The 20603-nt window shown below is 62.7% G+C and carries 18 protein-coding genes and 1 pseudogene; 12 read left to right on the top strand and 7 right to left on the bottom strand.

Features of this window, described 5'->3' with window-relative positions; genetic code table 11:
- From Q2941_RS41520 to Q2941_RS41550, 7 genes are all read left to right on the top strand, one after another.
- The coding region (locus tag Q2941_RS41520) for an SDR family oxidoreductase (RefSeq protein WP_458196133.1) at positions 1 to 206 on the top strand (206 nt) is incomplete at its 5' end.
- Positions 206 to 1735, top strand: a complete 1530-nt coding sequence (locus Q2941_RS41525) for an amino acid adenylation domain-containing protein (RefSeq protein ID WP_458196134.1) — start codon at positions 206 to 208, stop codon at positions 1733 to 1735. The genes Q2941_RS41520 and Q2941_RS41525, both read left to right, overlap by 1 nt.
- A 3-nt stretch (positions 1736 to 1738) precedes the next feature.
- Positions 1739 to 2695: a glycosyltransferase family 2 protein gene (locus Q2941_RS41530; protein WP_458196135.1), complete on the top strand. Its 957-nt coding sequence runs from the start codon at positions 1739 to 1741 to the stop codon at positions 2693 to 2695.
- 152 nt (positions 2696 to 2847) lie between these two features.
- Positions 2848 to 3888 (top strand): class I SAM-dependent methyltransferase, encoded by a 1041-nt coding sequence (locus Q2941_RS41535; protein ID WP_458196149.1) that lies wholly within the window; start codon positions 2848 to 2850, stop codon positions 3886 to 3888.
- 9 nt (positions 3889 to 3897) lie between these two features.
- Positions 3898 to 4587 (top strand): class I SAM-dependent methyltransferase, encoded by a 690-nt coding sequence (locus Q2941_RS41540; protein ID WP_458196136.1) that lies wholly within the window; start codon positions 3898 to 3900, stop codon positions 4585 to 4587.
- A 43-nt stretch (positions 4588 to 4630) separates the two neighbouring features.
- Positions 4631 to 5335 carry an acetyltransferase gene (locus tag Q2941_RS41545; protein ID WP_458196137.1) on the top strand — a complete coding sequence of 235 codons (705 nt, stop codon included), beginning with the start codon at positions 4631 to 4633 and terminating at the stop codon, positions 5333 to 5335.
- Between the two features lie 64 nt (positions 5336 to 5399).
- Positions 5400 to 6320 carry a glycoside hydrolase family protein gene (locus tag Q2941_RS41550; RefSeq protein WP_458196138.1) on the top strand — a complete coding sequence of 307 codons (921 nt, stop codon included), beginning with the start codon at positions 5400 to 5402 and terminating at the stop codon, positions 6318 to 6320.
- A 30-nt stretch (positions 6321 to 6350) separates the two neighbouring features.
- Here the strand turns inward: Q2941_RS41550 and Q2941_RS41555 are convergent, their stop codons facing one another.
- Entirely contained in the window at positions 6351 to 9332 is a 2982-nt protein-coding gene (locus Q2941_RS41555; protein WP_458196139.1) for a M10 family metallopeptidase C-terminal domain-containing protein, read from the bottom strand.
- Between the two features lie 188 nt (positions 9333 to 9520).
- Here Q2941_RS41555 and Q2941_RS41560 point away from each other — a divergent pair, with 188 nt between their 5' ends.
- The 5 genes and pseudogenes from Q2941_RS41560 to Q2941_RS41580 form a co-directional block, all read left to right on the top strand.
- Positions 9521 to 9823, top strand: coding sequence for a hypothetical protein (locus Q2941_RS41560; RefSeq protein ID WP_458196140.1), 303 nt, complete (start codon positions 9521 to 9523; stop codon positions 9821 to 9823).
- A 115-nt stretch (positions 9824 to 9938) separates the two neighbouring features.
- Positions 9939 to 11132 carry a CaiB/BaiF CoA transferase family protein gene (locus Q2941_RS41565; RefSeq protein ID WP_458196141.1) on the top strand — a complete coding sequence of 398 codons (1194 nt, stop codon included), beginning with the start codon at positions 9939 to 9941 and terminating at the stop codon, positions 11130 to 11132.
- 107 nt (positions 11133 to 11239) lie between these two features.
- Complete coding sequence (rfbA, locus tag Q2941_RS41570) at positions 11240 to 12154, top strand: glucose-1-phosphate thymidylyltransferase RfbA (protein WP_458196142.1); 915 nt, start codon at positions 11240 to 11242, stop codon at positions 12152 to 12154.
- On the top strand, positions 12144 to 13214 hold the full coding sequence (gene rfbB / locus Q2941_RS41575; RefSeq protein WP_458196143.1) for a dTDP-glucose 4,6-dehydratase: 1071 nt from the start codon (positions 12144 to 12146) through the stop codon (positions 13212 to 13214). The genes rfbA and rfbB overlap by 11 nt, the downstream gene beginning before the upstream one ends.
- A 16-nt stretch (positions 13215 to 13230) precedes the next feature.
- Positions 13231 to 13980, top strand: a pseudogene (locus Q2941_RS41580) (CaiB/BaiF CoA transferase family protein); the annotation flags it as partial.
- A gap of 108 nt (positions 13981 to 14088) precedes the next feature.
- Here Q2941_RS41580 and Q2941_RS41585 read toward each other — a convergent pair.
- The 6 genes from Q2941_RS41585 to Q2941_RS41610 form a co-directional block, all read right to left on the bottom strand.
- Positions 14089 to 15147: an outer membrane protein gene (locus tag Q2941_RS41585; RefSeq protein ID WP_458196144.1), complete on the bottom strand. Its 1059-nt coding sequence runs from the start codon at positions 15145 to 15147 to the stop codon at positions 14089 to 14091.
- A complete protein-coding gene (locus tag Q2941_RS41590) occupies positions 15098 to 16642 on the bottom strand; it encodes a tripartite tricarboxylate transporter permease (protein WP_458196145.1) in 1545 nt (514 codons plus the stop codon). Before Q2941_RS41590 ends, Q2941_RS41585 begins: the two co-directional genes overlap by 50 nt.
- Before the next feature lie 11 nt (positions 16643 to 16653).
- Positions 16654 to 17196 carry a tripartite tricarboxylate transporter TctB family protein gene (locus Q2941_RS41595; RefSeq protein WP_458196146.1) on the bottom strand — a complete coding sequence of 181 codons (543 nt, stop codon included), beginning with the start codon at positions 17194 to 17196 and terminating at the stop codon, positions 16654 to 16656.
- A 112-nt stretch (positions 17197 to 17308) separates the two neighbouring features.
- A complete protein-coding gene (locus Q2941_RS41600; RefSeq protein WP_458196150.1) occupies positions 17309 to 18250 on the bottom strand; it encodes a Bug family tripartite tricarboxylate transporter substrate binding protein in 942 nt (313 codons plus the stop codon).
- 193 nt (positions 18251 to 18443) lie between these two features.
- Complete coding sequence (locus Q2941_RS41605) at positions 18444 to 19241, bottom strand: enoyl-CoA hydratase/isomerase family protein (protein ID WP_027528519.1); 798 nt, start codon at positions 19239 to 19241, stop codon at positions 18444 to 18446.
- Between the two features lie 123 nt (positions 19242 to 19364).
- Positions 19365 to 20564 (bottom strand): pyridoxal-phosphate-dependent aminotransferase family protein, encoded by a 1200-nt coding sequence (locus tag Q2941_RS41610; protein ID WP_027528518.1) that lies wholly within the window; start codon positions 20562 to 20564, stop codon positions 19365 to 19367.
- Positions 20565 to 20603: the final 39 nt, after the last annotated feature.

The following is a 20603-nucleotide window of genomic DNA, read 5'->3' on the forward strand; positions in this document are numbered from 1 at the left end:
GCGTCAACGCTCTGGCGCTCGGGTTCATCGACGTCGCGACCACGCGCGAAGCGGTCGCCGACGAGCGTCTTAAAGGCTATGTGCAGAAGACGCCGGTCGGCCGCCTCGGGCAGTTCGATGATGTCGTCAATGCCGTCGAATTTCTCGCCGCGAACACCTTCGCAAACGGCACCATCGTGAAGCTCGACGGAGGCCTACGTCTCTGATGACGGATCTGTGGACCGCTTTCGCAGAAATCGCCGATGTCGATCCGGCTGCGCCCGCGCTGGTGCTGCGCGAGACTGCCTGCAGCTTCGGCGAATTGAAATCGCTGGCCGAGCGCTGCGCTGCGGCGTTGGCTGCACGCGGGATCGCCAAGGGCGACGTGGTAGCGCTTCAGCTCCCCAAGCGTCGCATTACCTACGCGCTGCTGCTCAGCTGCCTGAAGCTCGGCGCCCCCTACGTTTTCATAGATCCGAAGAATCCGGCTGAGCGTAGCCTGCGCATACTCGCACAGCTTCATCCAAAGCTGCTGTTCAGCACGTCCGACACCGCCAACCCGTTCGGTGCGACGCTGAAGCTGTCGGATGGCGATGAGGAAGGCTGGCTCGGTGACGCGACAGCTGTACGTGAGGCAACCATTTCGCCGATCGCCGGGACCGATCCGTCCTATGTGATGTTCACCTCCGGATCGACCGGAGAGCCGAAAGGCGCCGTGATCCCGCATCAGGGCGTGCTCAGCCTGATCGCCTGGGCGAAGGACATGTTGCGCACCTCGCCACGCGAGCGCTTCACCAGCATCAACCCGCTGCACTTCGACAATTCGGTGTTCGACGTCTATTGTGGCCTGTTCAACGGCGCAGCCCTGGTACCGGTCGAGACTTCAGAAGTCAACAATCCCGCGAGCTGGGTGAAGATCATCCGCGCGGGGCAAGCGAGCGTGATGTTCGCGGTGCCGACGCTGTTCCTGATCCTCGACCAGCTCGGCCTGCTGACGCCGCAAACCCTGCCTGATCTGCGCACCTTCCAGTTCGGTGGCGAAGGCTACCCGATCGGAAAATTGCGCGAGTTCCACGCCCGCTTCGCAGGTCGCGCGCGCCTCATCAACGTCTATGGTCCGACCGAGACGAGCTGCATCTGCTCCAGCATCGAGATCACGCCCGACATCCTGACTGCGCCCGACAGCGAGTTTCCTCCGCTCGGCGCCATGCATCCGGATTTCACGCACGCCATTCTCGACGACGAGCAGAAGCCCGTGTCGCGGGGCGAGCCCGGCGAGTTGTGGATAGGTGGCCCCTGCGTCGGCCTTGGCTACTACGCTAATCCGCAGGAGACCGCGGCGCGGTTTCGCCAGGACCCGCGGCAGGATCATTACCGATCGATCTTCTACCGCTCTGGAGACCGCGTCCGCGAGGACGAGCAGGGACAGCTTTGGTTCCACGGCCGGGTCGACAACCAGGTCAAGATCCGCGGCCACCGGATCGAGCTCGAGGAGATTGATCTCGCGGTGCAGAGCCTCGCCGGCGTCCGGCGAGCGCTCGCAGTCGTGCTCGACGGCTCCGACGGCAGCGAGATTGCGGTGGCCTACGTCGCCGACCGCGTCATCCCGTCGAAGGAGATCACAGCGCGTTGCCGCGAGACGTTGCCGGCCTATATGTGTCCCGCAAAGATCGTGCAGCTTGACGAGTTGCCCCGCAATGCCAACGGCAAGGTCGACCGCAAGGCTGCGCGCGCGTTCCTCGAGGGTATGGCATAAGCGATGAAACTCTCGATCGTCACCACGCTCTACAAGTCCGCCGCTTATGTCGCCGAATTTCACCGTCGCGCGAGCGAAGCCGCGCGGCGCATCACCGACGACTACGAAATCGTGATGGTCGACGACGGTTCGCCGGATAGTTCACTCGCGATCGCGTGCATGATCGCCGTTGAAGATCCGCATTTGCGCGTCGTCGAGCTGTCGCGCAATTTCGGTCACCACAAGGCGATGATGACCGGCCTGAGCCACGCGCGCGGAGAGCTATGCTTCCTGATCGACAGCGATCTCGAAGAAGACCCCGCGCTCCTCGGTTCGTTCATGGACAAGATGAACGCAACTGATTGCGACGTCGTCTTCGGATATGAGGAGACACGCGAAGGCAACACCCTCAAGAGTCGGGGCGGCGCATTCGCCTGGCACTTGATCAACTGGTTGCTGTCGATCGATGTCCCGCGCAACCATTGCACCGTTCGGCTGATGCGCCGCGAATATGTCGACGCCCTGCTCCTGCACCGCGAAACCAACACGGTGATCGGCGGGCTCTGGGTCATCACGGGATTTCGCCAGGTCGGATCCGCGATCTCGAAGAAGCACCGGAAGGAAACAACCTATTCGTTGCTCATGCGCGTTGCGAGCCTCGTAAACGCGATCACGTCCTTCAGTACCGTTCCGCTGCATCTCATGGTTGCCCTGGGTATGGCAGTGTCGTTCGCCTCTTTCGGATTCGGCCTCTTCGTCATCCTGCGAAAGCTCATCTACAATACCGCGGCGGGATGGGCATCCCTGATCGCGTCGATCTGGTTTACCGGCGGCGTCATCGTTCTCTGCCTCGGCGTGATTGGCCTGTATGTCTCGAAGATCTTCCTCGAGACGAAGAACAGGCCTTACACGATCGTGAGGCGCGTGCATCAGGGCGGCACTCAGGCCGCGGCTCGACAACGGCTGCCTTCCGGCAGTTGAATCGCAGACAGAACAAAGAGATTTCGAGGCACAAGATGAAGTGCGTAGTTTGCTCGAGCACTAGCTGGCGATCGCTGCCCGTGCCGACGCCCCGCCAATCCCTGACGACGGCCGGCATCATCGTTCCGGAGCCGTTGGAACGCGAGCAGTGCATGGCGTGCGGGTTGCTCCAGAAGAGCAGCCAGCGCTTCGTCGGGCATACGCAATTCTACGAGGAGCAGTATCAGAACTACTACGAAAGGCCGAACATCGAGCGATTCGACCGCGACCGGTATATCGCAATGGGTGAGTGGATGAAGGCCGCGCTCGGCGCCGACTTTGCGCCCTCCTCCATTCTCGATGTGGGCTGCGGCGCCGGACTGTCGATGCAAACAACCCGGCAAGTCTATCCGACCGCACGGATCTCTGGGGTCGAGCCGTCGACGGCAAATGCGCAAAAGGCGCAAGCTGCGGGATTCGACGTGGTTTGCGGCCGCTTCGGGGGCGGCGCCCCGCTACCCGCCCCGTACGACCTGATCTATGCGAACAATGTCCTCCAGCACATCACGGAGCTGGCGGAGTTCTTTCGTGATCTGGAGGCCAACCTTTCCGCCAACGGGCGCGTCGCGATGGTGCTGCCGGACGCGACCGATCCCAGCAACGAGATGTTGTGGCGCGATCACAATTTTTCTTTCCGGCCGCGCGACCTCGTGACGCTCGCTGAAGCCGCTGGCCTTTGCGTCTGCAACTGGCAGGCAAATCCGCCGAACAACTCACTGCTGGACAAGCAACTCGTCGTTCTCGCAAAAGCCGGCAGCACGGCTCAGCGCGCGCAGTTGCCTGAGGTATCGCTGTCCAACGAGGAACTGTTCCAGCGGCGATCGGCATATATGGCAAGGTGGCAGACGATCGACGCAGAATTGGTCCTCCGAACAGCCGGCTACAATCGCGTGTTCAATTTCGGCGCAAGCATGTGGAGCTGGCTACTGGCCGGCTATTGCCAAACCTACTGGCAGTCGGTCAGCCATTGCCTGGTGGACGGAGGTGGCGGCAGCTGCATGGACAAGATCGTCGCGTCTCCCTCCGACGTCGCGCTTTCGCGCGACGACTGTGTCGTGATGGGCGTCAATCCGGCAAACCAGGCCGACTTCGAACGCAAGCTCGGCGGGCTTGGAAGCACGATCGTCGGCTGGTCCGACCTGGTCATCAGATAGGAAACGGACATGGTCGATATCGAGGGTAAGTACGACGCATTCTATCGCGCGCGAAATCCCGACTACGTCTATCCCGTCGAGTTCGTGGTGCGCGCCTTTCTTGGCAACTACCCGCGGCACAAGACCGACAAAACCACCTACCCCGGTCAGCGCGTGCTCGATCTCGGTTGCGGCGACGGTCGTAACATCCCGCTGCTTCGAAATCTCGGCATGGAGGTTTGCGGCATCGAGATTTCGCAGGACATCTGCGATCTCACGCAGAAGCGCATGAAGGCACTTGGCGTCGATGCCGAACTCAAGGTCGGACGCAACACGGATATCCCCTACCCCGACGGACATTTCGACACGGTCCTTGCCTGCCACGCCTGCTACTATGTGGATCCCGGGACGCAGTTTCAGGACAATTTGCGTGAGATCGCGCGAGTCCTGAAACCCGGCGGTTCGTTCGTGTGCTCGCTCCCGATCGCAACGGCCTATCTGCTGCACGGCGCCAAGGATCTCGGCGACGGACACATGGAGATCGCCAACGACCCCTATGGGGTGCGCAACGGCTACATTTTGAAAAAGTTCGACGACGAGGCGCAGATCACCGCCGCGCTGTCGCCGCGCTTTGACCGCCTGGAAATCGGCTCGTGCCGGAATGATTTCTGGGGTATCGAGGAGCATGTCTGGATCGTGGCCTGCCGAAAGGCCGGCTGACCTTCGGACGTCTGAGCTGGACATCTGATTTGGACATCTGACAATGCCATTGTACTCCGGCGAGGAGCGGCCGCGCCGCATCGTGATCTTCGGAACCGGCCAGGGCGCGGACATCGCCCGCCGCTATTTCGAATGGGACACGCCGCACGAAATCGCCGGCTATGTCGTCGATCGCGAATTCCTCACGGCGAATGAATTCAACGGACGCCCGGTGCTCGCAGTCGACGAAGCCGTCGGCTGCTTCCCGCCGAGCGAATTCCTTGCCTTCGTCCCGCTCGGATCGGGACGCATGAACCTGTTGCGCGCCGAAAAGTACGAACTGCTGAAGTCGCTCGGCTACCGCTTCATCTCCTATGTGCACGGGTCAAACAAGCTCGTCGGGCACTGCGAGATCGGCGAGAACTGCTTCATCCTGGAGAACCAGTCGGTGAATTTCGACGCAGTCATCGGCGACAACGTCGTGATCTGGAGTGGCTGCCAGATCGGCGACCGCAGCCGCATCGGCAATCATGCCTTTCTCGCCGCACATGTCGTGCTCAACGGCGACGTCACGATCGGCGAGTACGCCTATCTCGGCAGCAACTGCAACATCTCCAACAGCGTCCGCGTCGGCCGGCAGTCGTTCATCGGCGCCAACGCGCTGATCACGCAGGACACGGCGGAGCGCGCGGTTCACGTCGTCGAGGCGACGCCGGCCGCCGGCATCGATAGCATGCGCTTCATCAAGCTGCTCAAGAACCATCACTAGGGCATGATCCGGAAAAGTGTGCAGCGGTTTTCCGGAGAGATCATGCTCAAACAAGGAAGCAACTATGGCTGAGCACTACGAGCGACTGGGATTGGTCTATGGCCCGACCGGCGCGAGCTGGCATCGCTCCCACTGCCAGAACCCGTTCGTCCAACAGCTTTCGCCAGCCCGCTATCGCGTGCACTTTGCGGCGCGAGACGACAAAAACCGCTCGCAGGGCGCGTGGGCCGATGTCGAGGTGACGGGCTCCGCTCTCGTGGTGAAGGAGGCTGCGTCCGCCCCCTCGCTCACGCTTGGCCGGCTCGGCGCCTTCGACGATTGCGGCGCGATGCCGGGCAGCATCGTGACTCATCGGGGACGTCTCCTGATGTACTACACCGGCTGGACGCTGGCGCGCGCGGTGCCGTTCACCTTCTACATCGGTGCGGCGGAGTCGCATGATGGCGGCAAGACCTTCCAGAAGGTGTCGGAGGCACCGGTCCTCGGCCGCAATCACTACGATCCGTTCTTGACCGGCGCGCCTTGGGTGATCGTGGAAGGAGGGCGCTTACGCATGTGGTACATTTCCGGCACCGAATGGGTGCCGGGCGCAACCGAAAGCGAACCCCCGACGCACTTTTACTCGATCAAGCATGCAGTCAGCGACGACGGCATCATTTGGGAGGTCAACGACCGGCTCTGCCTACCCTATCTGGAGAACGAACACGCGATTGCGCGGCCCGTGGTGATGAAGGTCGATGGCGGTTACCGCATGATCTATTCGGCGCGCCGGCTTGGCGAGACCTATCGCATCTACAGTGCGACCTCGGCGGACGGATTGTCGTGGCAACGCGACAGATCGCCGATGATCGAGGTTGCTCCCTCGGGGTGGGATTCCGAGATGGTCTGCTACGGCAGCCGTCTGGAAACGCCACAGGGTAATTTCCTGCTCTATAACGGCAACGCCTACGGCAAGGACGGATTTGGCGCGGCGCGCTGGACCTGATTTCCGGGATCACACGCCCCCGCGCGGTTGTCAGACGAGAAGCTGATGATCGAGATGAAGGCTCGCCAGATAGTCGGCCAGCGTCGGAACCGCACTTGCGTCGTGAAGATGCTCGACGACCTCGGACGCCCATGACGCGGGCGCGGGCATCGTATCCGGCTTTTCAGGCGTGTAGGGCAGCGGGCCAGCGCCAGACTCCGCGAAGACGAAGCCATCGTTGTTCGTGATTCCCGCGACCGCGCCGGCTGAGGCCAGCGGCGCCGCTTGAGCGCCGACGACTCCGTTGCCGTTCAGATCCTGATGGAACGTCGTTTCGTAGGCTTGCAGCTCCGAACTGTTTCCCGATACCCCGGTGCCCGTCGAACCCGCCAACGCGTGCGAGACATAGTTGCCGTTGCTGTCGAGATTCCAGATGATGTACAGATCGGCCGTGCTCGATTTCCAGGCGACTTGGTAGCCGCCTGAGGTCTGTTCCGCGCCGATCAAAACATAGCTTCCGAACTGCCCCGCCGATACGGGCGAACCGCCGTATTTGATCTCCGGTCCTGTCCCACCGGCAACGGGATCGAGGAAGTAGTTGGAGCCCACCTGCACCAGTGCCGTTGAGCCATAGCTCTCGATCGTCGTGCCGGCCGCGGCGGGGACGCCGATCGTCCCGTCGCCATTCAAATCTTGATGGAACGTCGTTTCGTACGACTCCAACGCAGCACTGCTTCCTGACACACCTGTTCCGGTGGGTCCGGCGAGAGCATGCGAGACGTAGTTGCCGCTGCTGTCGATGTTCCAGATGATGTACAGATCAGCCGTGCTCGATTTCCAGGCCACCTGGTAACCGCCTGAGGTCTGCTCCGCGCCGATCAACGCGTAACTTCCGAATTGCCCTGCCGACACCGGTGCGCCGCCGTACTTCAACTCGGGCCCGCTCCCGCCTGCGACCGGATTAAGGAAGTAGTTCGCTCCGGACTGAACGAGCGCAGTCGAACCGGCCGCCTCGATTGTCGTGCCTGACACGACCGGAATGCCGATCGTCCCGTCTCCATTGAGGTCCTGGTGAAAGGTCGTTTCGTACGCTTCCAGAGCCTGCGTGCTTCCCGATACGCCCGTTCCCGTGGCGCCCGCGAGTGCATGCGAGACGTAGTGGCCGTTGCTGTCGAGATTCCAGACGATGTACAGATCGGCCGAGCTCGATTTCCAGGCCACCTGGTAGCCGCTTGAGGTCTGCTCCGCGCCGATCAGGCTGTAACTGCCGAACTGCCCGACCGAAACAGGCGCGCCTCCGTAATCGATCGACGGTCCCGTGCCCCCAGCAACAGGATTGAGGAGATAATACGCACCCGCCTTCACGAGCGATGTCGAGCCGTAGGCCTCGACCACCGACGTGGTCGGAATTCCGATGACGCCGTCACCATTCAGGTCCTGATGGAACGTCGGCTCAAGCGATTCCAGCGCCGTGCTCGTTGCCGACACCGCTCCGATGACGTTTGCGATATAGTTGCCGCTGCCGTCGGTGCTCCAAACCGTATATTGGTCGACGCCAGCCATTTTCCAGGCGATCACGTACCCAGTCGACGTCTGCTCGGCGCCAATCGGCGCATAGCCGCCGAACTGGCCGATGGTGACGGCCGCACCCTGATATTTCAAAGTCGGTCCGGTGCCGCCGGCCGTCGGATTGAACACGTAGTTACCGCCAGTCTGCACCAGGCTGGTGGTGCCGATCGCCTCGATGACAACCGGCGTGAGCTGGCTGATCAGCGTGGCGCTCGAAACAGTGCCGTCGGCAAACTGGAAGTTCTCCACGCCGGTCACGCTATCGGTGCCGTCAAGCGTCCCGGAGCGCAAGTCCGTGATCGTGAACGTCTGGGTACTCGAATTGTACGCGACACTATAGTTGGCACGGTTGCCCGAATACACCGCCGTATCCGTCCCAGCACCACCGATGATCGTGTCGTTGCCGCCGCCGCCGGTGATGGTGTCGTTGCCCGAACCGCCATTCAGCACGTTGGCAATGGCGTTGCCGATGATCGTGTCGTTGCCGGTGCCGCCGATTGCGTTGTCGATGTTGGACCGGGCGTCGTTGTTGTAGAGATAGGCGTTGTAGACGTTGCCTGCCGCATAGTGGCCGTTGCCGAGATAGGCCAATTGCGTGCTCGAAAACACCGACGATGCGCCGGGGTTGAGATTGATGGTCAGGTTCGTCGTATAATTCGACAGGTCGTAGGTATCGACGCCGCCACCGTCCCAGATCGTCTCGTAGATGCGGTTGGCCGAACCGCCGACTCCGCCGCCCGGCGCAAGCTGCGCGACGCCGTTGATGAATTCCTGTCCGGTGGTCGGGCTCCAGGTGTAGACGGTGTTCTCGTTGTGGGTCGTGTAGTTCGCGCCGTACATCGTTTGCAGCGCGAGGATATCGTTCGCCATATAGGTCTGCGGATACCCATAGGACTCGTTGGTGTAGCCGGTCAGCGGCCCACCGACATAGCTGCGGTAGCTCATGACGGTGTATTCGGAATCGTCATGCGCGCTCGGCACCGCGACATTGGCGGGGCCGCCGGTCTCCTGGCTGTGCTTCAGGCCGAAAGCGTGACCGAGCTCGTGCAGCGCGGTCGCGAAATAATAGTTGCCGAGCGAGGCCTGCGAATAATCGTATGCGGTTCCGAACCAGACGTCGCCGCCGGACGCATAGCTGTTCGGATAGTAGGCGTAAGAGGTCGGATTGGCGGCCGGCGACTGCGCCACCATGATATCCGCGCCGTTGGTCCCGGCATACTGGATGGTGGCGTTGGTGTAGCTTTGGATCAGCCCGATCGCGTAGTTGATCGCAGCCTGCATCTGGCTCGGGGCCTGCGAGAAGCCCGACGTGGTCGGCTCGCCATTCCCACCGGTGTAAGGGCTCGGGTAGTCGCTCGAGGAATCGGGAAAGCTGTAGGTGATCGTGCCGGTCCATCCATAACCGGACAGCATCCCATCGATGTCAACGTTGCCGGTTGCGCCGATAGTAACCGCGGTGGCCAATGATCCTCTCCCGGGAACGCCGACACGCGCCTGATTCGGGGTGTCGCGCCAATTCTAGGGACTCGTTTTATACGTTTGGTTTAATTTGGGTAGGTTGTGCGAAGCCGCCCTGATAACGACTTGTTAATCCGTCTTGCTGTGTTTACACGGGGTCGGACGTGACCACCGCGGCAATCTTGAGGTAACCCATGGAACCGTTCCGCCCTGCGGCCGGCCTTTTCGTGGCCCTCGCCGCGCTCGCCAGCCCGGATCACCTGCTCCTGAAGGGACAGCCTGTCATGGTCAGCAAAGCCGAGGCGCAGGAAGCTGGAAAACCCGGGCGCGCCGCAATCATGCCGCCCGCGCGCGATCCCTCCATTGCCGTCGCCGAGGAGTACGAGCTTGCTCGCCGAAAGGGAACGGCCGAGGCGCTGGAGCTGTTCATTGCCCGCCACGGCGACGACCCGCTCGCGGAGAAGGCTCGCGCCGATCTGAAGCGCCTGTCGCGCTGAACCCATCGCGCGTCAGCCACCACGATTTCGCCGACGACACCAGCGCCCAGCGAGGCTTGCCGCCTGATCGCTGGGCACTATGGTAGGCGCGCAATTCGCTCCGGAGCTCGCACAAATGCCCTTCCCGCATGCCTCACAGGCCCTGTCGCGCTTTACCGTGCTCGATCTGACCCGCGTCCGGTCCGGTCCCACTTGCGTGCGACAGCTCGCGGACTGGGGCGCCAATGTCATCAAGATCGACGCCCTCACCGACGATGTCAGCGGCGAGCAGCCGGGTGGACCCCGTCACGGGGCGGACTTCCAGAATTTGCACCGCAACAAGCGGGCGATGACGCTCAATCTAAAGGACCCAAGGGGGCTCGAGGTGTTCAAGCGTCTCGCCGCCAAGGCCGACGTCGTGGTCGAAAATTTCCGGCCCGACGTGAAGAAGAAGCTCGGCATCGACTATGAGAGCTTGCGCGCGATCAACCCGCGCCTGGTCTATGGCAGCATCTCCGGCTTCGGCCAGGACGGCCCCTATCACAAGCGGCCGGGCTTCGATCAGATCGCGCAGGGCATGGGCGGGCTGATGTCGATCACAGGGGCGCCGGGCGGCGGTCCGATGCGAGCGGGTATTCCCGTCGCCGATCTCACGGCCGGGCTGTTCTGTGCCATCGGCATTCTCACTGCGCTGCTCGAGCGCGACGTCTCCGGCGAGGGCCAGTGGGTGCAGACCTCGCTGTTGCAGGCGCAGATCTTCATGCTCGACTTCCAGGCCGCGCGCTGGCTGGTGGAGAAGGAAGTCGCCAAACAGGCCGGCAACAATCATCCGACCAGCATTCCGACCGGCGTATTCAAGACCTCCGACGGCTACATCAACATCGCCACCACCGGCGGGCGCATCTGGGAGCGCTGCGCGCAGGCAATCGGCGCGCCCGAGCTCGTCGCCAATCCGGACTACTCGACCGCGCCCGCGCGCTCGAAGAACCGCGATGCGCTCAACGCCGAGATTGAGAAGCGCACGGTGGCGAAATCGACCGAGACCTGGGTCAGGGAGCTCAACGAGGCCGGCGTGCCCTGCGGGCCGATCTATGCGATCGACCAGATGTTCGACGATGCGCAGGTCAGGCATCTCGGCTTAGCCCAGGATGTTCCGAACGAGGAAGGCCGCGAGATCCAGCTGGTGGGACAGCCCTTCACATTGTCCCGCACGCCGAGCAAGATGATCGCACGCCCTCCGGAATTTGGGGAGCAGACTGATGAGGTGCTGCGGGAATTCGGCCTATCGGGGCATGAGATTGAAGAACTCAGGAAGAGCAAGGTGATATAGTCGCTGCCGGTCTGACAGTGGGCAGTTGGCTGAAGCGGTGCGCTCGACGGCATGGCTGATGGCGCCCTGCGACGCTTGAGGGAGCGCAGCAAATCCGAGGGTCGTTCATGAAGGGGATCATTCTAGCGGGCGGGACGGGCTCAAGGCTTTATCCGGTGACGGCCGTAGTCTCGAAGCAGCTTCTGCCGGTTTTCGACAAGCCCATGATCTACTATCCTCTCTCGGTGCTCATGATGGCACGGATCAGGGACATCCTCATCATCACCACGCCCGCCGACCAGCCGCTGTTCGAGCGGCTGCTCGGCGACGGCTCGGAGATCGGAGTCCGCTTCTCCTACGCGCACCAGGACGCCCCGCGCGGGCTCGCAGACGCCTTCGTCGTCGGACGCGACTTCGTGGGCACGGATGCCGTGGCCCTGGTTCTTGGCGACAACATCTTCTACGGTAACCGGCTGCATGAGCTACTGCAACGCGCCGGAGCGCGCAGGAAGGGCGCGACGATCTTCGGCCATGCCGTGACCACGCCGGAGCAATACGGCGTCGTCGAGCTCGATGAGAACGGCAAGGCGGTGTCGCTCCAGGAAAAGCCGGAGAAGCCGAGGTCAAATCTCGCAGTCACGGGCTTGTATTTCTACGACAACGATGTCCTCGATATCGCCGCGCGCATCATGCCCTCGCCGCGTGGCGAGGTCGAGATCACAGACATCAACAGGGCCTATCTCGAGCGCGGCGATCTGCACGTGGAGATGCTCGGCCGTGGTTTCGCGTGGCTCGACACCGGGACCCACGCTTCGTTGGTCGAAGCCAGCCATTTCGTCCAGATCCTGGAACAGCGTCAGGGACTACGCATAGCCTGCCCCGAGGAGATCGCGCTGCGGCTCGGCTACATCGCGCTCGAGGCCTTCGGGAAGCTGGCCCAAAAGTGCGCCAAAAGCAGCTATGGCGAGTATCTGCTGTCGATCTATCATTCCTTCCAGGCGCAGTCCGATCAGGCCCGCTTCAAGGACATCGATGAGGTTTGAGGACCAGACGATCTTGGTCACCGGCGGTGCCGGGTTCATCGGATCCGCCGTGATCCGCCATCTGTTGGCGGACACGGCTGCGCGCGTCGTGAACATCGACAAGCTGACTTATGCCGCCAACCTGGATTCGCTTCCGGGCGCTGCGAGCAACGCGCGTTACGCCTTCGAGAGGCAGTGCATCCGCGAGGCTCCCGGCCTGCGCAGGCTGTTCGACAAGTACCAGCCCGACCTGGTGATGCATCTGGCGGCCGAAAGCCATGTCGACCGCTCGATCGACGGGCCGGCCGAGTTCATCCAGACCAACATCGTTGGCACCTTCACCCTGCTCCAGGAATGCCTGCGTCATTGGCGCGGCCTATCGCCGGAGCGACGGGTCCGGTTCCGGCTGCTTCATATCTCCACGGACGAAGTGTTCGGCTCACTCGGCAGCGAAGGCCTGTTCACGGAGACGACGCCTTACGCGCCGAACTCGCCCTACTCCGCCAGCAAGGCCGCCTCCGACCACCTCGTACGGGCCTGGCGGGAGACCTACGAGCTTCCGACCATCCTCACTAATTGCTCCAACAACTACGGTCCGTACCATTTCCCGGAGAAGCTGATCCCCCACATGGTCATCAGGGGATTGGCGGGCGAGACGCTGCCGGTTTACGGCGACGGCAAGAACATCCGCGATTGGCTCTATGTGGAGGACCATGCCAGGGCGCTCACACTGGTGATCGAGCACGGCCGCATCGGAGAGACCTACAATGTCGGCGGTCGCAACGAGCGTAGCAATCTGCATGTGGTTGAGAGCATTTGCGATCTGTTGGACCAGGTCGCGCCAAGCGAGCGCGGCCCGCACCGCGATCTGATTTCTTTCGTCGCCGACCGCCCAGGGCACGATCGACGCTATGCCATCGATGCCACCAAGATCGAACGCGAAGTCGGCTGGCAGGCGCTGGAAAACTTCGAAAGCGGGCTTGCCAAGACGGTCCGCTGGTTCTGCCACAACCGTCCATGGTGGCAGGCGATCCTCGACCGCGGCTATGACCGATCGCGCGTCGGGCTCAAACTCACCTAACCAGCGGCAGCCGGCTATGACGCTGATGTCGATCACGGGGGCGCCGGGCGGCGGTCCGATGCGAGCGGGCATTTCCGTCGCCGATCTCACGGCCGGGCTGTTCTGTGCCATCGGCATTCTCACTGCGCTGCTCGAGCGCGACGTCTCCGGCGAGGGCCAGTGGGTGCAGACCTCGCTGTTGCAGGCGCAGATCTTCATGCTCGACTTCCAGGCCGCGCGCTGGCTGGTGGAGAAGGACGTCGCCAAACAGGCCGGCAACAATCATCCGACCAGCATTCCGACCGGCGTATTCAAGACCTCCGACGGCTACATCAATATCGCCACCACGGGCGGGCGGATCTGGGAGCGCTGCGCGCAGGCGATCGGCGCGCCCGAGCTTCTCGCCAATCCGGACTACGCGACAGCGCCCGCGCGCTCGAAGAACCGCGATGCGCTCAACGCCGCGATCGAGAGGCGCACGGTCGCGAAATCGACCGAGACCTGGGTCAGGGAACTCAACGAGGCCGGCGTGCCCTGCGGGCCGATCTATGCGATCGACCAGATGTTCGACGATGCGCAGGTCAGGCATCTCGGCATCGCGCAGGACGTGCCGAACGCAGAGAACCGCCACATCCGCCTGGTCGGCCAGCCCGTCACGCTGTCGCGCACGCCAAGCGCGATGGTGGCGCGGCCGCCGGAATTCGGCGAGCAGACTGAGGAAGTGCTGGGCGAGTTCGGCTTCAATGCAGAAGAGATCGCCAGTCTCAGGACCGCCAGGGTGGTGTGAACCTCAGCCCTTCACCGCCGAGCCCGCAAAATACGGAGCCCGGCGCGATGGCCGGGCTCCAATGTGACGGTTTCCTGATCAAGCTCAGGGCTTGGCCTGTTGACGCGCTCAGTATTTCGCGACGACCGGTCCTGAAAAACGATAGTTTACGCCGACGCGGACGATATTGTCCGTAAAGCGCGTGCCGAAATTTGCCGTCGCTGTCGTCGTCGTGACGGTGTTGAAGCCGATCGCAGGGGTGTTGAGTGCGTTGGTGACGGTGGTCGCCGACGCCGAAGCACCGTTGAACGAACCGAGGTCCATGTAGAGGTATTCGAGCTTCACCGACCAGTTGCGGTCGAGCGCGACTTCACCGCCGGCACCGACAGTCCAGCCGGCATTTGTGCCACCCCAGCCGATGCCAATCGCGGGCGCGCTGGCGCCCAGGTGTCCGTAGGCCAGGCCACCGGTCGCGTACAGAAGCACGCGCGGAGTTGCGAGCCAGCCGACGCGGCCGCGCACGGTGCCAAACCAGTCGAGCTTGTAATTGGTCGCGAACAAAGCCGAACCTGCCGGACAGCCGATCGCCGAGCAGACACTGCCAGTCGACTTCTCATCGCTGGCCTGAAGATCGGCTTCGAGACCCAACAGCCAGTTGCTCTGCTGCCAATTGTAACCAAACTGGCCGCCGCCAAGCACGCCATTAACGTTGGAGCGACCCCAGATGGGCGCAGTGGCCAGCGTCGTCACAACGGGAGGGCCAACCGGGGTCGGACCAGCGGTGCGGAACACTTGGACGCTCTGCGTACCCGTGAGCGAACCGTCATCGCGCTCGCGTCCCCAGCTATAGCCGACGTTTCCGCCGAGATAGAAGCCGCTCCAGTTGTAGCCAGGATCCACCATCGGCGGCGCCTTGACGTAAGGCTTCGGCGCCAGATCGGCCGCCATCGCGCCCGTTGCAAGCAACGAGAAAGTCGCCGCCATTCCTATTGCAATCCGCTTCATGAAAATGCCCTCAGCACCATTCCTGGTCAATCCATACGCTAGCGGGTTCCAAAAGGCTGTCGCAGCCAGGCAACATCTGGAAACAATCGGTTCCATAAGCAATAGGATTAAGATCAATGCGGTAAGCACCTGATTATCCACCATTTTCATCGATATGGCGGCTGTGACGCGGCCGTTGTCCACCCTGCGTCAACCCAAAACGCCCGATCAGACCATCGATGACGGGCCAGAACAGCAGGAGAATCGCCAGCGTCGTGATCGAGCCGACCAGCCCGTTCGACCAGAACACCCTGAGGTCGCCACCTGAACCGATCATCGACAGGCGGAAGGCGTCCTCGGCGCGATTGCCGAGCACGAGCGCCAGGGTGAAGGGCGCCAGGGGAATGCCGATCTTCTTGAAGACGTAGCCGACGACGCCGAACCCCAGCATGAGCCAGATGTCGAACATCGCATTCTGGATGGCGTAGGCGCCGATCGCGCAGGACACCACGATCATCGGCGCGACCGCGGCGAAAGGCACGCGCAAGATCGAAGCAAAGATCGGCACCGTGGTCAGCACCAGCACGAGACCGACGACATTGCCGAGATACATCGAGGCGATCAGGCCCCAGACGAAATCCTTGTGCTCGACGAACAACAACGGCCCCGGATTGAGGCCCCACACCATCAAACCGCCAAGCAGGATGGCCGCCGTTCCCGAACCGGGGATGCCGAGCGCGAGCATCGGCAGCAGCGCCGAGGTGCCGGAGGCGTGCGCGGCCGTTTCCGGCGCGAACACGCCCTCGATGCGCCCCTTGCCGAAGCTTTGGGGGTCCTTGGCAAAGCGCTTGGCGAGATTGTAGCCCATGAAGGAAGCAGCGATCGCGCCGCCCGGCGTGATGCCGAGCCAGCAGCCGATGAAGGAGGAGCGTAGCAGCGTCACCCAGTATTTCGGCAGATCCTTCCACACCGACAGCACGATGCGCAGCGAAATGCTCGCGGCGTGCCCGCGCAGCGCCAGCCGCTCCTCCATCGTCAGGAGGATCTCGCTGATGCCGAAGAGCCCGATGACGGCGACGAGGAAGTTGATGCCGCGGAGCAGCTCGGCGGAGCCGAACGTCATGCGCAATTGGCCGGACACGGTGTCCATGCCGATGCCGGCGAGCAAAAGGCCGAGCGACATCGAAATGACGGTCTTGTGCTTGGCCTCGCGCCCCAGACCGACGAAGGAGCAGAAAGTCAGGAGGTACACCGCGAAGAACTCGGGAGGGCCGAATTTGAGCGCGAAGGACGAGATCAGCGGTGCGAGGAAGGTGATCAGCAGCACCGCGACCAGCGAGCCGACGAAAGAGGAGGTGAACGCCGCGGTGAGCGCTTCCGCCGCCCGGCCCTGCTGTGCCATCGGGTAGCCGTCGAAGGTGGTCGCCACCGACCAGGCCTCGCCGGGGATGTTGAACAGGATCGAGGTGATGGCGCCGCCGAACAGTGCGCCCCAATAGATGCAGGAGAGCATCACGATCGCCGAGGTCGGATCCATCGTGAAAGTCAGCGGCAGCAGGATGGCGACGCCGTTGGGGCCGCCGAGCCCCGGCAGCACGCCGACGAAGATGCCGAGCACGAGCCCGACCATCATCAGGACCAGCGTCTTCCAGGTGAGCAGGACGGCAAAGCCGTGGACGAGGAGACCGAACGCTTCCATCGTTGGCAGCCCTAGAAACCGAAGGCCGCTTCGAGCGGTCCCTTCGGCATGATGACGTCGAAGGCGACGTCGAAGGTGACGAACATGATCGCCGTGAACACAAGAGCGGTGAGCAGCGACTTCCACAGCGCAATCTTGCCGATCAGCCGCATGAAGCCCGCGATCAGGAGGAGGCTCGCGACATAGAGTCCGAGGAACTGCGTCACCAGGCAGAACAGAAGCGTCGGCGCGAACACCGCCATCACGCGGCGGGCCTGCGCGCGGGTAACGAAGGGTTCGCTTCCGGCACGCCGCGCAAGCAGCGCCGCGACGAGGCCATAGAGGCTTCCACCGGCGAGGACGACACACAGATAGAACGGGAAGTAGCCAGGCTCGGGCCCGGTCGAATCCCAGGAAATGCCGGTGCGCCAATTGTCGTAGCCGAGCGTGGTGGCGAGCACGAGCAGCAGGAGGCAGACGACGATCTCGATCGTGCCGGAACTGACGACGGAGGGGGAGTCGTCTTCAGGCGCGGTCGGATCGTCGACGACGATTTCGATATCGGTTTGAGACATGAGCGAACAACAACCACTGCGGCCGATCCCTCTCCCCCGCTTGCGGGGAGAGGGTTAGGGTGAGGGGGAGTCTCCACGGGGACGGTGAGAGCTGGACCCACGGAGAGTCCGGCTACTTCGCAACGAACCCCGCCTCCGTCATCAGCGACTTGTTCAGCGCGTCGTCCTCCTCGAGGAACTGCACCATGTCCTTGCCGGTGAGGAAGATCGGCTTCAAGGCCTGCTTCTCCATGTAATCCTTGTACTCGGGCGTCTGCGTCACCTTCTGGAAGAGGTCGACATAGAAAGCCTGCTGCTCCGCCGTGACCTTGCCGGGCAAGAACATCGCGCGCAGCATCAGGTACTGGATGTCCAGCCCCTCCTCCTTGCAGGTCGGGATGTCGTGCCAGGACTGCGTCTCCGTCACCTTGGGGGTGTAGGAGATGCGCTCCTTGTCGAATACGCAGAGCGCTCGCACCTGTCCCGCGCGCCAGACTTCGAGATTTTCGCTTGGGTTGTTGACGTTGGATTCGGTGTGGTTGCCGACGAGCTGGGTCGCGGCCTCGCCGCCTGATTTGTAGGGCAGATAAGAGAATTTCGCGCCGGTCTTCTGCTCGAGGAAGACGGTCAGCACGTGATCCTCGCGCTTGGAGCCGGTGCCGCCCATCTTGAACGGGGAGCTTGCGGCCTTCGCCGCCTCGATGAACTCCTTCACCGATTTCGGCCCCGCCGCATTGTCCCACAGCACGAACTGGTCGAGCGCGATCACCGAGACCGGCGTCAGTTCGCGCCAGTTGAACGGGATCCTGGCCGACAGTGGCAGCATGTAGATCAGCGAGTAGGCGATCAGCACCTTGTTCGGATCGCCCTCGCTGGACTTCATGTACATCAGCGCTTCGGCGCCGGAGGCACCACCCTTGAGCGACACCACCATCGGCTGCTTCATCAGATTGTTCTTCTGGATCGCGGCCTGCATCATGCGCGCCATCTGGTCGGAAGCGCCGCCCGCACCGGCGGCGACCACGATCTCGACAGGCTTGGTCGGCTCCCAGCCGGCGAAGGCCGGCGCGCTCATCAACAGGGCCGCCGCAGCTCCGGCGGCCTTCACTGGAATTCGCACGAGTTTCGTCCCCTGGTTCTTATTGGCTTTGTAATGCCGGGAAATCTATCGGTGCATTGTGCGGGCTTATACTGACGAGTTCAAGCTTGCGGACATTCCGCCGCATATGACTTTCGGCTGACGGAACGCGCGCAAACAAACGGGGGTCCTACTTGCCCTTCCAGTTCGGCGCGCGCTTGTTGAGGAAGGCATCCATGCCCTCGCGAAAATCTTCGCTCATATAGGCCTTGAGGATCAGATCCTCGCCTTCTTCACGCGACAGCGTGCGACGAATGCGGCGCACTGCCTCCTTGGTGGCTTCCAGCGTGAGCGGCGCGTGACTTGCGACGAGCTTGGCAGTCTCGTCGGCGCGGCGCTGAAGCGTCTCGACGTCAGGAACGACCTCATTGAGCAGGCCGAGCGCCAGGGCCTCCGGCGCCTCGACGAGGCGCGCCTTGAAGATCAGGTCCTTGGTGCGGGCAGGTCCCACCAACGAGACGACGCGGCTGATGTTCGACATCGACAGGCAGTTGCCGAGCGTGCGCGCGATCGGAAAGCCGATGCGGGTGGATTCCGTGCCGATGCGAATGTCGCAACAGGCCGCAATCCCTGCGCCGCCGCCGGTGCAGGCCCCCGCGATCGCCGCGATGACGGGGACGCGGCACTGCTCCAGCGTGCCGAGCACGCGATCGATCCGCGCCTCGTAGTCGAGCGCATCCTGCGCGGTCTTGAAGGCGCGGAACTGCGAGATGTCGGTACCCGAGGCGAACGCCTTGTCGCCGGCGCCGGTCAGGATCAGTGCCTTGATCGAACGATCTGCATTGATGGCCTGGCAGATCTCCGCCATGCGCTCATACATGGCAAAGGTCAGCGCGTTGCGCGCCTGCGGACGATTGAAGGTGATGCGCGCAATGCCGTCCGTGACGGAGTAGAGCAGGTCTTCGCTGGCAGTCACGGGTGCGTTCATCGCGCGCTCTCTTTCTTCACTGGAGCATGATCCGGAAAAATGTGCAGCGGTTTTCCGAAAAGATCATGCTCAAAAAAATAAACCCCAAAGCGCGATGACTACTCATCGCGCTTTAGATTGAGTTCAGGCGACTTGAGCCTTGGTCATCGGCACCGCGTCGCGTCCCTTGAGGACGTCCATGGCCGCCAGCACGCCGCCGCTCCGATGCGGGACCTTTGCAAGATCGAGGCCCATCTCGACGCCGGACAGCGTGCCCATCAGCATCAGATCGTTGAAATGGCCGATATGGCCGATCCGAAACACCTTGCCCTTCACCTTGTTCAGGCCGGTGCCGAGCGACATGTCAAAGTTCTCGAGCACCACTTTGCGGAAATTGTCGGCGTCATGACCCTCGGGCATGCGCACACCCGTGAGCGCCGGCGAATGCGCGTTGGGATCCGCGCACTGCGTCTCCAGGCCCCAGACCTTGATCGCCGCGCGCGTCGCGGCGCTATGGCGCTTGTGGCGGGTCCAGACGTTCTCTAGCCCCTCCTCTTCCAGCATCTTGACCGCCTCGCGCAGGCCGAAAAGAAGGTTGGTCGCGGGCGTGTAGGGGAAGGTGCCGGCCTTGTTGAAGGCGATGACCTCCTGCCAGTCCCAATAGGAGCGCATGCCCTGGTTAGACTTGGCGACGGCCAGCGCCTTCTCGGAGACGGCGTTGAAGCCAAGGCCCGGTGGCAGCATCAGGCCCTTCTGGGAGCCTGCGACCGAGACGTCGATGCCCCAGGCATCGTGCTCATATTCCATCGAGCCGAGGCCGGAGATGGTGTCGACCATCAAGAGCGCCGGGTGCTTCACGCGGTCGAGGATCTTGCGCACCTCCGCGGGCGGCGTCACGCAGCCCGTCGAGGTCTCGTTATGCACGACGCAGACCGCCTTGATCTCGTGCTGCTTGTCGGCGGACAGGCGCTGTTCGATCTCGGCCAGATCAGCGCCATGGCGCCAGTCGCTCGGGATGAAGTCGACGTCGAGCTTGAACTTGTCGGCGATGCCGCGCCACAGCACGGCGAATTGGCCGGTCTCGCACATCAAAACCTTGTCGCCGGGCGAGAGCACATTGACCATCGCCGCTTCCCAGGCGCCGGTTCCGGAGGAGGGATAGATGATTACGGGCTGCTTGGTGCGGAAAACCCGCTGCATCGCGGCCAAAACGGCAAAACCGATCTCGGCGAACTCCGGACCGCGGTGGTCCAGCGTCGGCATGTCCATCGCCCGCAACACCCGGTCGGGCACGTTGGTCGGTCCTGGAATCTGGAGAAAATGCCTTCCAGTATGCACGGTCATAGGCGTCCTTCCCGGTCTAGCCTTGGTTTTGATGGCCGC

The sequence above is a fragment of the Bradyrhizobium sp. UFLA05-153 genome (assembly GCF_054185185.1).